This is a genomic window from Pseudomonas sp. PVC-5-1, from assembly GCF_057444345.1.
This window is the reverse complement of record NZ_CM172024.1, coordinates 596895-611487: the sequence shown is the minus strand read 5'-3', so window position 1 is coordinate 611487 and position 14593 is coordinate 596895. Positions and strand designations below refer to the sequence as shown.

Annotated in this window: 13 protein-coding genes; 9 read left to right on the top strand and 4 right to left on the bottom strand. The window is 63.6% G+C overall.

The annotated features are described in order from the left end of the window. Positions 1-81: 81 nt before the first annotated feature. The 4 genes from AC2T3R_RS02780 to AC2T3R_RS02765 form a co-directional block, all read right to left on the bottom strand. Positions 82-369 (bottom strand): YceK/YidQ family lipoprotein, encoded by a 288-nt coding sequence (locus tag AC2T3R_RS02780; RefSeq protein ID WP_015268804.1) that lies wholly within the window; start codon positions 367-369, stop codon positions 82-84. After that, positions 366-995 carry a flavin prenyltransferase UbiX gene (ubiX, locus tag AC2T3R_RS02775; RefSeq protein WP_013970698.1) on the bottom strand — a complete coding sequence of 210 codons (630 nt, stop codon included), beginning with the start codon at positions 993-995 and terminating at the stop codon, positions 366-368. Before ubiX ends, AC2T3R_RS02780 begins: the two co-directional genes overlap by 4 nt. Continuing rightward, positions 992-2341, bottom strand: a complete 1350-nt coding sequence (gene mpl / locus AC2T3R_RS02770) for a UDP-N-acetylmuramate:L-alanyl-gamma-D-glutamyl-meso-diaminopimelate ligase (RefSeq protein ID WP_015268803.1) — start codon at positions 2339-2341, stop codon at positions 992-994. Before mpl ends, ubiX begins: the two co-directional genes overlap by 4 nt. Positions 2342-2407: 66 nt before the next feature. Further along, entirely contained in the window at positions 2408-4477 is a 2070-nt protein-coding gene (locus tag AC2T3R_RS02765; RefSeq protein WP_410953614.1) for a sigma-54-dependent Fis family transcriptional regulator, read from the bottom strand. 255 nt (positions 4478-4732) lie between these two features. On the opposite strand from AC2T3R_RS02765, the gene exaC reads away from it, so the two are divergent. The 9 genes from exaC (at position 4733) to AC2T3R_RS02720 (ending at position 14187) form a co-directional block, all read left to right on the top strand. Further along, positions 4733-6253, top strand: coding sequence for an acetaldehyde dehydrogenase ExaC (exaC, locus tag AC2T3R_RS02760; protein WP_012270312.1), 1521 nt, complete (start codon positions 4733-4735; stop codon positions 6251-6253). 234 nt (positions 6254-6487) lie between these two features. Continuing rightward, positions 6488-7936 carry an ethanolamine permease gene (gene eat, locus AC2T3R_RS02755; RefSeq protein ID WP_410953615.1) on the top strand — a complete coding sequence of 483 codons (1449 nt, stop codon included), beginning with the start codon at positions 6488-6490 and terminating at the stop codon, positions 7934-7936. 46 nt (positions 7937-7982) lie between these two features. Next, positions 7983-9377, top strand: a complete 1395-nt coding sequence (locus tag AC2T3R_RS02750) for an ethanolamine ammonia-lyase subunit EutB (RefSeq protein WP_486744609.1) — start codon at positions 7983-7985, stop codon at positions 9375-9377. An 8-nt stretch (positions 9378-9385) separates the two neighbouring features. Then, entirely contained in the window at positions 9386-10204 is an 819-nt protein-coding gene (gene eutC, locus AC2T3R_RS02745; RefSeq protein WP_061303939.1) for an ethanolamine ammonia-lyase subunit EutC, read from the top strand. 108 nt (positions 10205-10312) lie between these two features. Further along, positions 10313-10771 (top strand): GNAT family N-acetyltransferase, encoded by a 459-nt coding sequence (locus AC2T3R_RS02740; protein WP_003257044.1) that lies wholly within the window; start codon positions 10313-10315, stop codon positions 10769-10771. A gap of 251 nt (positions 10772-11022) precedes the next feature. Then, positions 11023-11670, top strand: coding sequence for a DedA family protein (locus tag AC2T3R_RS02735; RefSeq protein ID WP_015268798.1), 648 nt, complete (start codon positions 11023-11025; stop codon positions 11668-11670). Positions 11671-11679: 9 nt separating this feature from the next. Beyond that, positions 11680-12495 (top strand): M90 family metallopeptidase, encoded by an 816-nt coding sequence (locus tag AC2T3R_RS02730; RefSeq protein ID WP_013970691.1) that lies wholly within the window; start codon positions 11680-11682, stop codon positions 12493-12495. Positions 12496-12588: 93 nt separating this feature from the next. Next, positions 12589-13116: an inorganic diphosphatase gene (ppa, locus tag AC2T3R_RS02725; protein ID WP_003255365.1), complete on the top strand. Its 528-nt coding sequence runs from the start codon at positions 12589-12591 to the stop codon at positions 13114-13116. A 369-nt stretch (positions 13117-13485) separates the two neighbouring features. Then, a complete protein-coding gene (locus AC2T3R_RS02720) occupies positions 13486-14187 on the top strand; it encodes an XRE family transcriptional regulator (RefSeq protein ID WP_015268796.1) in 702 nt (233 codons plus the stop codon). Positions 14188-14593: the final 406 nt, after the last annotated feature.

The window sequence follows — 14593 nt, the reverse complement described above, 5'->3', positions numbered from 1 at the left end:
GCACGCCCGCTCCCACAGGTACAGTGATCACAAGAAGATTACACAGATCCTGTAGGAGCGGGTTTACCCGCGAAAGGGCCCTTACAGGCCACCAGTGGCCTGGAAGCCTACACCGGCCGCTGTCAGCAACGACAACGGCAGCAACAAGGTATCGAGCAACATGCTACCCGGCAGGTCCAGCCCCGGATACGCAGGCGCCTCAGCCCCGTAACGATCCCGCGGGCAGCACCCGCCATTGATCACATACAAGTCCAGCCGGGTACCGGCATACACCACCGGTGCCCCGGGCTTGTTGGCATCCAGCGTGCGCACCGTGGCGCAGCCACCGAGCAGCACCAGCGCCAGCAAGCCCACCAGCGCTCGCTTCAATCATCCACCCCGAAGTGGTGCTCACCCCAGCGCGGCAACATGTCCTGGGGAATGTTCAGCAGGTTGAGAATGCGCGCCACCACGAAGTCGACCAGGTCGTCGATGGTCTGCGGCTGGTGATAAAAGCCCGGCGCCGCCGGCAGGATCACCGCGCCCATCTGCGACAGCTTGAGCATGTTCTCCAGGTGGATGGTGGAGAACGGCGCCTCGCGCGGCACCAGGATCAGTTGGCGGCGCTCCTTGAGGGTAACGTCAGCAGCACGTTCGATCAGGTTGTTGCAGGCACCGGTGGCAATCGCCGACAACGTGCCGGTGGAACAGGGCACCACGACCATTGCCGCCGGGGCGCCGGAGCCCGAGGCCACCGGCGACATCCAGTCTTCCTTGCCATACACGCGGATCTGCCCGTCGGCAGCGCCGGTATATTCGGTGAGGAAGGCCTGCATCGCCTGTGGCTTGGCCGGCAGCACCACGTCCGTCTCGGTGGCCATCACCAGTTGCGCGGCCTTGGAGATCAGGAAGTGCACCTCGCGGTCCTCACGCACCAGGCAGTCGAGCAGGCGCAGGCCATACTGGGCACCAGAGGCGCCCGTCATGGCCAGGGTGATGCGTTCCGGCCCGCTCACTTCAGTGCCTCGGCCAGCTTGCCGTGCAGGCCGCCGAAGCCGCCGTTGCTCATGATCACCACATGGGTACCTGGGCGGGCCTGGCCCTTGACCCGCTCGATGATCGCTTCGAGGCTGTCGGCCACCACGCTGGGCACTTTGCATTGCGCGGCGGTGGCAGCCAGGTCCCAGCCAAGGTTGGCCGGGGCGTACCAGATCACCTGGTCGGCGTCGTTGACGCTTTCCGGCAGGCCGTCACGGTGGGCACCGAGCTTCATCGAGTTGGAGCGCGGCTCGATCACGGCGATCACCGGGGCTTCGCCAACGCGCTTGCGCAGGCCGTCTAGGGTGGTGGCGATGGCGGTCGGGTGGTGGGCGAAGTCATCGTAGATGGTCACGCCCTGCACTTCGGCAACCTTCTCCATACGCCGCTTGACGCTCTTGAAGGCGCTCAGGCCTTCGATGCCCATGGCTGGCACCACGCCTACATGGCGCGCCGCTGCGAGGGTAGCCAGGGCGTTGGCGACGTTGTGCTGGCCAGTCAGCGCCCAGTCCACCACGCCCTGCGCTTCGCCGTCGAACAGCACTTCGAAGCGCGAGCCGTCGGGGCTGAGCAGACGGGCTTGCCACTGGCCTCCTTCACCGGTGGTCTGCACCGGGGTCCAGCAACCCATACCGATCACTCGCTCCAGCGCCTGCTCGGTGGTGGGATGGATGACCAGGCCTTCGCTGGGGATGGTGCGCACCAGGTGGTGGAACTGCCGCTCGATCGAGGCCAGGTCGGGGAAGATGTCCGCATGGTCGAACTCAAGGTTGTTGAGGATCGCCGTGCGCGGGTGGTAGTGGACGAACTTCGAGCGCTTGTCGAAGAAGGCGCTGTCGTACTCGTCGGCTTCGACCACGAAGAACGGCGTATCGCCAAGGCGCGCCGACACCGAGAAGTTCTGCGGCACACCGCCAATCAGGAAGCCCGGGCTCATGCCAGCGTGTTCCAGCACCCAGGCCAGCATGCTGCTGGTAGTGGTCTTGCCGTGGGTACCGGCAACGGCCAGCACCCAGCGGCCCTGCAACACGTGGTCGGCCAACCACTGCGGGCCGGAAACATAGGGCAGGCCCTTGTTCAGCACGTACTCCACCGCCGGGTTGCCACGCGACATGGCGTTGCCGATGACCACCAGATCTGGCGCCGGGTCCAGCTGGGCCGGGTCATAGCCTTGGGTCAGCTCGATGCCCTGGGCTTCAAGCTGGGTGCTCATCGGGGGATAGACGTTGGCGTCCGAGCCGGTGACGCGGTGGCCAAGTTCCTTGGCCAGCACCGCCAGCGAGCCCATGAAAGTGCCGCAAATACCGAGAATGTGAATATGCATGGTCGACCTCGCAAAACATCGAGGCAGGGTAGCCCAGGGCGCGACAAATCGCACCAGATGTTTCGCTCAGTCGGCCCTGGTGATGCCGTGTTTGCGCAGTTTTCGATACAAGGTATTGCGGCTGATGCCCAAGTGCTCTGCGACACGGGTGAGGTGCCAGTGTTTTGCCTCCAGGGTCGCCAACAGCGCATGGCGCTCGGCGTCCTCCAATGCGGCAGACCCTGTCGCCGGCAAGCCAGCTCCCACGGGTATAGCGCCAGCTTCGAAAGCCCCATTCACCCTGAGGGAGCAACTGTCTTGTGCTACCTGCTCTGGCCCTATCGCCGGCAAGCCGGCTCCCACAGGGATTGCACATGGCCTGAAGCCACTGCGATCGAGGTGGGAGCTGGCTTGCCGGCGATCGAGGGCGAAGCCCTCGCGAACAATGGCTGGGAGATCCGGGAACACGATGCGAGAGTCTTCGCAAAGTGCCACCAGGGTACGCAGCACGTTGCGCATCTGCCGCACGTTGCCCGGCCAGGCGAAGTCGAGCAGTGCCTGCCGCGCCCTGGGCTCGATATCGATCGGTTCTCCCTGCGCCTCCTGACGCAGCAGAAAGTCCAGCAACTGCGCCTTGTCACTGCGCTCGCGCACCGCAGGCAATGCCACTTCCAGGCCATTCAGCCGGTAATACAGGTCCTCGCGGAAACTGCCCTGCTCCACCCGTTCCAGCAGGTCACGGTGAGTAGCGCTGACAATGCGCACGTCGACCGCCTGCGGCTCGCCACCGATCGGCACCACCTGGCGCTCCTCCAGCACGCGCAGCAGGCGGGTTTGCAGGGCCAGTGGCATGTCGCCAATCTCGTCCAGCAGCAAGGTGCCGCCATCGGCCTGCAGCAGCTTGCCGCGCATGCCTTCCTTGCGTGCACCGGTAAAGCTGCCGCCGCGATAGCCGAACAGTTCGCTCTCGATCAGGCTTTCCGGGATCGAGGCGCAGTTGATGGCGACGAACGGCTTGCCGCGCCGCTCGCTGGCCTGGTGCACGGCCTGGGCAAAAGCCTCCTTGCCACAGCCGGTCTCGCCGCGCAGCAACAGCGGCACATCGCGCTCGAACACCCGCACGCTGCGGCGGAAGTCGTTTTGCAAGGCGGGGTCGAGCAGGCAGATAAGCGGCTCCACTTCCCGCGTGGGCCGCGGCTGGGCGGCTGGTACCGACCACACCGGTGCGCGCGCCTGGCCACGCAGGCTGGCGAACACCTGGCGCCCGTCCAGGGTATGCAGCGGCCAGGCCGTGCTGCCGCTGGGCGTGGCGCGGCTGAACAGTTCGTCGTGGCTGCAAGCGAAAAAGCGTTCCAGCGGTTTGCCCAGCACGCCACCACGCACCGTGCCCAGCAGGTTCAGCGCACTCTGGTTGGCGGCGCAGATGCGCCCGTCACCGTCGAACGCCAGCAGGCCTTCGCTGAACAGGCCGACCGACTCGGCCTGCAGGTGAAAACGCAGCAGCCATTGCTGTTCGAAATGGCGCAGGAAGTAGCAGCTTTCGATCATCTTCGCCGACAGGTTGACCAAAGCCATGGTGTGGAACTGGCTCTGCCGGGAAACGTCGGGCCGCGCCGAAGACACATCCAGCACTGCAAGCAACTCGCCATGCGGGTCGAACACCGGGCTGGCCGAGCAGGTCAGGCCGGTGTGGCGGCCACGGAAGTGCTCGTTCTGGTGGATGGTCAGCGCCTGGCGCTCGACCAGGCAGGTGCCGATGCCGTTGGTGCCCTCGCGCGCCTCGCTCCAGTCAGCGCCCAGCCACAGCCCGGCACGCTCGAAGCTGCGCCGCTCGGTCGGCGCGCTGACGCAATTGAGGATCACCCCACGGGCATCGGTCAGCAGCACCGCATGGCCGGCCCCGGAAAGCTGCTGGTGCAGGCTGTTCATTTCATGGTCGGCAATCTGCAGCACCTGGCGCAGGCGCTCGCGGCTTTCCAGCAGGCGCCCATGCTCGAGCACCACCGGAGCCTCGATCACCGACGGGTCGAGGTGGTAGTCCTCCAGGCAGCGCAGCCAGGAGCGGGCGATGGACGGGTCACTGCCACCCTCTCCGGCCCCACCATGGGCGACGGTATGGACTTGCTGGGCATGGCGACTGAAATGATTGCTCTGCATTGTTGTAGTTCTCCGCAGATAGAGAGTCCCGCCAGCATCCTCCACCCGGGAAGGCTTTGCAATGCACCCTCCGGTTACGTGTCGCAAATGGCACAAAGTGTCACCCCCGCGCGTACCGGCGCTGGCACAGAGATCGTGGGCCAGGCCCAAAGAACCGAGCCAAGTCATTGATTTTCCTGGCGCTCGAAACGCTGGCCCAACCTTTGCTCTACGCTTTCCAACTCCCTAACAAACACAATAGCCAGGAGACACACCATGCGTTACGCACATCCCGGTACCGAAGGCGCGAAGGTTTCCTTCAAGAGCCGCTACGGCAACTACATCGGTGGTGAGTTCGTTCCTCCGGTAAAGGGGCAGTACTTCGAAAATACCTCCCCGGTGAATGGCAAGCTGATCGCTGAATTCCCTCGCTCCACTGCCGAAGACATCGATAAAGCCCTGGATGCAGCCCACGCTGCGGCCGACGCCTGGGGCCGCACTTCAGTGCAGGACCGCTCCAACGTTCTGCTGAAGATCGCCGACCGTATCGAGCAGAACCTCGAACTGCTGGCCATTACCGAAACCTGGGACAACGGCAAGCCGATCCGCGAAACCCTCAATGCCGACATTCCGCTGGCGGTCGACCACTTCCGCTACTTCGCTGGCTGCATCCGCGCCCAGGAAGGCGGCGCCGCGGAAATCAACGAAGGCACCGTGGCCTACCACATCCATGAGCCACTGGGCGTGGTCGGGCAGATCATCCCGTGGAACTTCCCGATCCTGATGGCCGCCTGGAAGCTCGCCCCGGCACTGGCCGCCGGCAACTGCGTGGTGCTCAAGCCAGCCGAACAGACCCCGCTGGGCATCACCGTGCTGCTGGAAGTGATCGGTGACCTGCTGCCACCTGGTGTGCTCAACGTGGTGCAAGGCTATGGCCGCGAAGCCGGTGAAGCACTGGCCACCAGCAAGCGCATCGCCAAGATCGCCTTCACCGGCTCGACCCCGGTTGGCTCGCACATCATGAAATGCGCCGCCGAGAACATCATCCCGTCCACCGTCGAACTGGGCGGCAAGTCGCCGAACGTGTATTTCGAAGACATCATGCAAGCCGAGCCAAGCTTCATCGAGAAGGCGGCCGAAGGCATGGTGCTGGCGTTCTTCAACCAGGGCGAGGTATGCACCTGCCCGTCACGGGCACTGGTGCAGGAGTCGATCTACCCGCAGTTCATGGAAGTGGTGATGAAGAAGGTGCTGCAGATCAAGCGCGGCGACCCGCTGGACACCGACACCATGGTCGGCGCCCAGGCCTCGCAACAGCAGTTCGAGAAGATCCTGTCGTACCTCGACATCGCCCAGAAGGAAGGCGCCGAGTTGCTGACCGGCGGCAAGGTCGAAAAACTGGAGGGCTCGCTGGCCACCGGTTACTACATCCAGCCGACCCTGCTCAAGGGCAACAACAAGATGCGCGTGTTCCAGGAAGAAATCTTCGGCCCGGTGGTCAGCGTCACCACCTTCAAGGACGAAGCCGAAGCCCTGGCAATCGCCAACGACACCGAGTTCGGCCTGGGTGCCGGCGTGTGGACCCGCGACATCAACCGTGCCTACCGCATGGGCCGTGGGATCAAGGCTGGCCGCGTGTGGACCAACTGCTACCACCTGTACCCGGCGCATGCCGCGTTCGGTGGCTACAAGAAGTCGGGGGTCGGGCGTGAGACGCACAAAATGATGCTCGACCACTATCAGCAGACCAAGAACCTGCTGGTGAGCTACGACATCAATCCGTTGGGCTTCTTCTAAACCTGGGATGGCCTCGGGGCTGCTTTGCAGCCCATCGCCGGCAAGCCAGCTCCCACAGGGATCGCAGGGGATTCCAGACCTGTGCAGTACCTGTGGGAGCCGGCTTGCCGGCGATGAGGCCGGACCTGCAAACACAATATCCAGAGCACCAACCGCTCTGGCTCGCTTCCTGCAGTACCCATCACCATCGGCCCGGAACCCGTCCGGCCACCAAGAAAAACAACAGGTGAATCTATGCCAAGCGATCATTCCGCCGGCTCGCCGGCAGGCTCTTCCGTCGACTTCGAAAAAGTCGGCTCGGACTATTTCCAGCAACGTGAACTGAAAAAAGGCGCCGCCGGCTGGGTCCTGCTGGTCGGCCTGGGCGTGGCCTACGTCATCTCCGGCGACTATGCCGGCTGGAACTTCGGCCTGGCCCAGGGCGGCTGGGGCGGCATGTTCCTCGCCACCCTGCTGATGGCCACCATGTACCTGTGCATGTGCTTCTCGCTGGCCGAGCTGTCGTCGATGATCCCCACCGCAGGCGGCGGCTACGGCTTTGCCCGCAGCGCCTTCGGCCCCTGGGGCGGCTTCCTCACCGGCACGGCGATCCTCATCGAGTACGCTATCGCCCCCGCCGCCATCGCGGTGTTCATCGGCGCCTACTGCCAGTCACTGTTCGGCATCGGCGGCTGGATGATCTACCTGGCGTTCTACATCGTGTTCATCGGCATCCACATCTTTGGCGTGGGTGAGGCGTTGAAGCTGATGTTCATCATCACCGCCATCGCAGCCATCGCTCTGGCCGTGTTCCTGGTGAGCATGGTGCCCCATTTTGATGCAGCCAACCTGTTCGACATCGCCAAAACGGACGCTGTGGGCGCCAGCAGCTTCCTGCCGTTCGGTTATGTTGGCGTGTGGGCGGCCATCCCCTATGCCATCTGGTTCTTCCTTGCCGTAGAGGGCGTGCCGCTGGCTGCCGAAGAAACCAAGAACCCCAAGCGTGACCTGCCACGCGGCCTGATCGGCGCCATGCTGGTGTTGCTGGCCTTCGCCCTGCTGATCCTGGTGGTCGGCCCTGGCGGCGCAGGCTCCGAAGCACTGAAAGCGTCCGGCAACCCGCTGGTGGAAGCATTGTCCAAAGCCTACGGCGGTAGCACCTGGATGGGCGGCTTCGTCAACCTGGTCGGCCTGGCCGGGCTGATCGCCAGCTTCTTCTCGATCATCTACGCCTACTCCCGGCAGATCTTCGCCCTGTCCCGCGCCGGTTACCTGCCGCGCAAGCTGTCGGAAACCAACAAGAGCAAGGCCCCGGTACTGGCCTTGATCATCCCCGGGATCATTGGCTTTGCCCTGTCGCTGACTGGCCAAGGTGACCTGCTGATCCTGGTGGCGGTGTTCGGCGCTACCCTGTCGTACGTGCTGATGATGGCCGCGCACATCACCCTGCGCATCCGTCGGCCGAAGATGGAGCGCCCATACCGCACCCCTGGTGGCATCTTCACCTCGGGCCTGGCACTGGTACTGGCCTGCATCGCTGTGGTCGCCGGTTTCCTGGTAGACCCACGGGTGGTGATTGGCGCCGCAGTGATCTATGCGGTATTAATTGCCTACTTTGCTTTCTACAGCCGCCACCACCTGGTCGCGGGTACACCGGAAGAGGAATTCGCCGCGATCCAGAAGGCCGAAAAGGCCTTGCACTGATCGCCGCCACCCGCCGCGGGGCAACCCGCGGCTCTGGAGAGTCTGTATGGCAAGTTTCGTACACACGGTCGGCCACCTGGTCTACCGCTTCGACAGCCTCAAGGAAGTGATGGCCAAGGCCAGCCCCGCCCGCTCGGGGGACTACCTGGCGGGCGTCGCGGCCAGCAATGATGGCGAACGGGTCGCCGCGCAGATGGCCCTGGCCAATATCCCGCTGACGCATTTCCTCAACGAAGCGCTGATCCCTTACGAAGATGATGAAGTCACGCGCCTGATCATCGACACTCACGACGCCCAGGCCTTCGCCCCGGTCAGCCACCTGACCGTGGGTGGCCTGCGCGACTGGCTGCTGAGCGAAGAGGCCAACGAGGACAGCCTGCGCAGCCTGGCACCCGGGCTGACGCCAGAAATGGCTGCAGCGGTGTCGAAGATCATGCGCGTGCAGGACCTGGTGCTGGTGGCACAGAAGATCCGCGTGGTCACCCGGTTCCGTGGCACCATGGGCCTGCGCGGGCGCCTGTCGACCCGGCTGCAGCCCAACCACCCGACCGACGAGCCAGCCGGCATCGCCGCCAGCATTCTCGACGGCCTGCTGTACGGCAACGGCGACGCCATGATCGGCATCAACCCGGCCACAGACAGCATCGCCTCGATCTGCGCCCTGCTGGAGATGCTCGACGCCATCATCCAGCGCTACGACATCCCCACCCAGGCCTGCGTGCTGACCCACGTCACCACCTCGATCGAGGCGATCAACCGTGGCGTGCCACTGGACCTGGTATTCCAGTCCATCGCCGGCACCGAAGCGGCCAACGCCGGGTTCGGCATCAACCTGAACGTGCTGCAGGAAGGCTACGAAGCAGGCCTTTCGCTGAAACGCGGCACCCTCGGGCAGAACCTGATGTACTTCGAAACCGGCCAGGGCAGCGCGCTGTCGGCCAACGCCCACCACAGCGTCGACCAGCAGACCTGTGAAACCCGCGCCTATGCCGTGGCCCGCCACTTCAAGCCGTTCCTGGTCAACACGGTGGTCGGTTTCATCGGCCCCGAATACCTGTACAACGGCAAGCAGATCATCCGCGCCGGCCTCGAAGACCACTTCTGCGGCAAGCTGCTGGGAGTGCCGATGGGTTGCGACATTTGCTACACCAACCACGCCGAAGCCGACCAGGACGACATGGACACCTTGTTGACCCTGCTGGGCGTGGCCGGGATCAACTTCATCATGGGCATCCCAGGCTCCGACGACATCATGCTCAACTACCAGACCACCTCGTTCCACGACGCGCTGTATGCACGCCAGACCCTGGGCCTGAAGCCCGGGCCGGAATTCGAGGCATGGCTGGCCCGCACCGGCATCTTCACCCAGGCCGATGGCCGGGTGCGCTTTGGTGACAACCTGCCGCCGGCCTTCCGCCAGGCCTTGGCACAGCTTGCATAGGGATGACCATGGACCACCGCACGCCTACCCCCGACAACCCTTGGCTGGCCCTGCGCAACCTGACCCCGGCGCGCATAGCCCTGGGCCGCACCGGCACCAGCCTGCCGACCGGTGCGCAGCTGGACTTCCAGTTTGCCCACGCCCAGGCACGCGATGCCGTGCATCTGGCCTTCGACCATGCCGGCCTGGCTACCCAGCTGAGTGACCGCGGGCGCGAAAGCCTGGTGCTGCACAGCGCCGCCAGCGACCGCAACCAGTACCTGCAACGCCCGGACCTGGGGCGACGGCTGAGCGAAGATTCGGTTGCCGTGCTGCGCCAGCATGCCCAGGCCAACCCCGGCGGGGTCGACCTGGCCATCGTCGTCGCTGACGGCCTATCGGCGCTGGCCGTGCACCGCCACACCCTGCCGTTCCTGGCGCGCTTCGAGGAACAGGCCGCCGCCGACGGCTGGACCAGCGCCCCGGTGGTGCTGGTGCAGCAGGGCCGCGTGGCAGTGGCCGACGAGGTCGGTGAACTGCTGGGCGCACGGATGACCGTGATGCTGATCGGCGAACGCCCGGGGCTCAGCTCGCCCGACAGCCTTGGCCTGTACTTCACCTATGCGCCAAAGGTCGGCCTGACCGATGCCTACCGCAACTGCATTTCCAACATCCGCCTGGAGGGCCTGAGTTATGGCATGGCGGCGCACCGCTTGCTGTACTTGATGCGCGAAGCCTGCCGGCGCCAGCTTTCCGGGGTGAATCTGAAGGACGAGGCCGAGGTCCATAGCCTGGAGAGCGAAAACAGCACCGGCCAGAAAGGTAACTTCCTGCTCGGCAAAGGATAAAAAACATGTCACGGAAGGCGGATTGCACTTGCGCCAAGCATTGGGCAGCATGCCTTTGAAAGCTGCTGGCAATCCGCTGTTTCCCCTAATGGACTCTGAGGGCCGCACATGCGCATCATCAAGGCAACCCTGGAACACCTCGATCTGCTTACGCCGATGTTCGTCAAATACCGCGAGTTCTATGGGCAGCTACCCTACCCCGACAGTTCGCGCAGCTTCCTGGAAAAGCGCCTGAAGCGGGATGAGTCGGTGATCTACCTGGCGCTACCCGATGATGATGACGGCAAGCTGCTGGGCTTCTGCCAGCTGTACCCGAGCTACTCGTCGCTGTCGCTGAAGCGGGTATGGATTCTCAACGATATCTACGTGGCCGAGGACTCGCGGCGCATGCTGGTGGCCGACCACCTGATGCGCGAGGCGAAGAAAATGGCCAAGGAAACCAACGCCGTGCGCATGCGGGTGTCGACCAGCGCGGACAATGAGGTAGCGCACAAGACTTACGAATCCATCGGGTTTCGTGAGGATAACGAGTTCAAGAGCTATATCCTGCCGATCAGCCAGGATTGACCTGCACCGGCCCTTTCGCGGGCTCGCCCGCTCCCACAGGTACAGCACAGCCTTAGGAAGCAGTGATATCCCTGTGGGAGCGGGCATGCCCGCGAAAGGGCCGGTACAGGAATACCCCCCTGCCGTAACCCCCCGCTACAAACTCCCCGGGCATGATCCTGACTTAGCCGTATAATGGCCCACCTGTCGTGTGTGAAAATTTACCCATCCGCAGGTAACCGAGCCTACGCCCAAGAACACAGGTGCTGTACATGGATTTCAACCCGCTGGACCTTATCCTGCATCTCGATGCCTACCTCGATCTGCTGGTCACCAACTACGGTCCCTGGATCTACGCCATCCTCTTCACCGTGATCTTCTGTGAAACCGGGCTGGTGGTCATGCCCTTCCTGCCTGGCGATTCGCTGCTGTTCATTGCCGGCGCCGTGGCCGCCGGTGGCGGCATGGACCCGTTGCTGCTGGCCGGCCTGCTGATGGCCGCCGCGATCCTCGGCGACAGCACCAACTATGTGATCGGCCGCACGACGGGCGAGCGGTTGTTCAACAACCCCAACTCGAAGATCTTCCGTCGCGACTACCTGCAGCGTACCCACGACTTCTATGAACGCCACGGCGGCAAGACCGTGACCATGGCGCGCTTCCTGCCCATCCTGCGCACCTTTGCGCCGTTCGTCGCCGGCATCGCCCACATGCACTACCCGCGCTTCCTCGGTTTCAGCGTCGCCGGTTCGCTACTGTGGGTCGGCGGCCTGGTGACCCTGGGCTACTTCTTCGGCAACGTGCCATTCATCAAACAGCACCTGTCGCTGATGGTGGTGGGCATCATCATCCTGTCGCTGGTACCGATGATCCTCGGCCTGCTGCGTGGCCGTCTGGGCCGCACGGCCAAAGCGCACTGAAACTTGCCGATGTGGTCGTTCAGCGCCTGGCGGCGCAAGCGCACCCTGGCGCGCTATCCCATCACCCCCCAGCAATGGCAGGCCGTGCGCGAGCGCCTGCCAATGCTGGACGGCATCACTGACGAAGAGGATCGCTGGCTGCGTGAAGCCTGCATCCTGTTCCTGCTCGACAAGCACCTCACCTGCCTGCCCGGCGTCGAGCCGGATGACGAGCAGCGCCTGTTGCTGGCGGCCCAGGCGCAGTTGCCGCTGCTGCACCTGGGCGAGCTGAACTGGTACCAGGGTTTCCACGAAATCATCCTCTACCCCGACGATTTCAAGAGCCCCCAGCGCCACCGCGATGCCAGTGGCGTGGAGCACGTGTGGGACGGTGAGCACAGCGGCGAAGCCTGGCAGCAGGGCCCGATCATCCTCGCCTGGAGCGGCGTGCTGGCCAGTGGTGGCTGGGAGGCCTACAACCTGGTTATCCATGAACTGGCGCACAAGCTCGACATGCTCAATGGTGATGCCAATGGCCTGCCGCCGCTGCACAGCGGCATGCCCGTGGATGAATGGGCAACCGCCATGCAACAGGCCTATGACGACCTCAACCGCCAGCTGGACGCCAACCCCGACGCCGAAACCGCCATCGATCCATATGCCGCAGAGAACCCCGCAGAATTCTTTGCCGTAACCAGCGAGTACTTCTTTAGTGCTCCCGACCTGCTGCAACAGGCTTATCCACAGGTCTACCGCCAGTTGTCGCTGTTCTACCGCCAAGACCCGCTGGCGCGCCTGTGCCGGCTGCAGGCCGAACACCCGGAATACCGCGAAAGCCACGCCTGACGGGGCCGCACATCAGGCCAGGCGTGGCATGCCCATGCAGAATGTGCCTATAATCGCCGCCACTTTTTTGGTCAAACACGGGGGCACTGCCCAATGAGCTACAGCAAGATTCCGGCGGGCAAAGACCTGCCGAACGACATCTACGTCGCCATCGAGATCCCGGCCAACCACGCGCCGATCAAATACGAGATCGACAAGGACAGCGATACCCTGTTCGTCGACCGTTTCATGGCTACCCCGATGTTCTACCCAGCCAACTACGGCTTCATCCCGAACACTCTGGCCGATGACGGTGATCCGCTGGACGTGCTGGTCGTTACCCCTTACCCGGTAGCCCCAGGTTCGGTTATCCGCGCCCGTCCGGTCGGCGTGCTGAACATGACCGACGACGGCGGCGGCGACGCCAAGGTCATCGCTGTTCCTCACGACAAGCTGTCGCAACTGTATGTCGACGTGAAGGAATACACCGACCTGCCAGCCCTGCTGATCCAGCAGATCGAGCACTTCTTTGCCAACTACAAAGATCTCGAGAAGGGCAAGTGGGTCAAGATCGAAGGCTGGGAAGGCGCTGACGCCGCCCGCGCCGCGATCACCAAATCGGTTGCTGCCTACAAGGGCTGATGCCGGTTGCATGAAGAACCCCGCCTCGGCGGGGTTTTTTTATGCCTGATGGATGGCTGGTCGCCCTGACACTGGATGACCTTCCTGCGCAGCACTTTTGTGGGAGCAACTGCCTTGCTCAAATTCTAAATGCTGGCGCGATCCCTGTGGGAGCGGGCGTGCCCGCGAACACCGGCGCAGCCGGTGCCAGCCACCGCGTTGGCCTCTTCGCGGGCACGCCCGCTCCCACAGGAACCGCGCACTTGCTTGGGAGAGTAAAAAATCCTACGCAGTCCTACTCCAACGCCCTACAAACAGGCGCTTTTCACACAAGCCCCATCAACATCCGGTTCATATCCTTGCTGGCACCCCGCCGCTACACTCGCCGCCATGAACACATCCGGTGACAGACTCAAAGCCCTCCTCCACGAATGTGGCCTGACCCCTTCCGATTTCGCCGCCCAGCGCAGCGTCACGCCCCAGCACGTCAACAACTGGCTCAAGCGCGGCGTGCCCCTGGCCCGGCTGGACGAAATGGCGGACCTGTTCTGCGTGCATCGTCGCTGGTTGCGCACGGGCGAAGGCCCCAAACACCACAACCCGATCCTGCGCACCTGCCCACCGGGGCCGGCGCCCGCCAACCCGCCCACGCCGCTATCGGCGCAAGGCGGCCGTACATTGAAGGTGCCCTTTTACGAGCTGCACAACGGCCTGCTGTCGCCCGTGGCCGGCAAACACCTGTGCCTGCCCGCAAAAGCCCTGAAAGGGTTGGGAGTGCATGCCGACGACGCCATCTGCCTGGCCATGCCCGCCAGCAACATGACCCCGCTGATTCCGCTGCAAGCTACCCTGGCCATCGACCTGGGCATGACCCAGGTGGTCGAGGGCGAAACCTATGCCCTGCTGCACAACGGCGTGCTCAGGGTTAACAACCTCAGCCTCGGCCAGCACGGCACGCTGTACCTGCACAGCCATGATCGGCGCAACTATGCGGTCGAACGCTACACCGCCGCCCAGCGCCAGACACAAGGGCTGAAGATCCTGGGCTGGGTGTTCCACTGGTCGCATTTTCGCCAGCAACGGCCTGACTGAAACAAACCTGTGCCATTTTTTGCTGGGCATCCTGCGCGCGCCCTTGTATGCTACGCCCCACATTCAGCCCCGACCGGCGCAAGCCGCGGTCCAGAGGGCTCGGCGATATCCCACACGGGCATCTGCCATCTCTTTCAGGCCCTTGATGGCCACACTGTTAAGGCGATTGCGGCTTACCATAAATTAGTCGGAAGCGTCCCCGAGAAGCCGGCCACAAGCCGGCTTTTTAATGCCCGCCATTCTCATCCTCTGAGACTTTCTGCAGCCTTCCCATGGCCGGGGAATGGCCGTTGCGTGAGCGAAAAAAATCTCATTCGCCATTTATCTGACACCATGCTAACACTCATCCGAAAATCGTCGGATAAATGGCGTTTCGCGTGGAGCTTTCACCCTCCTGATCTAGGCT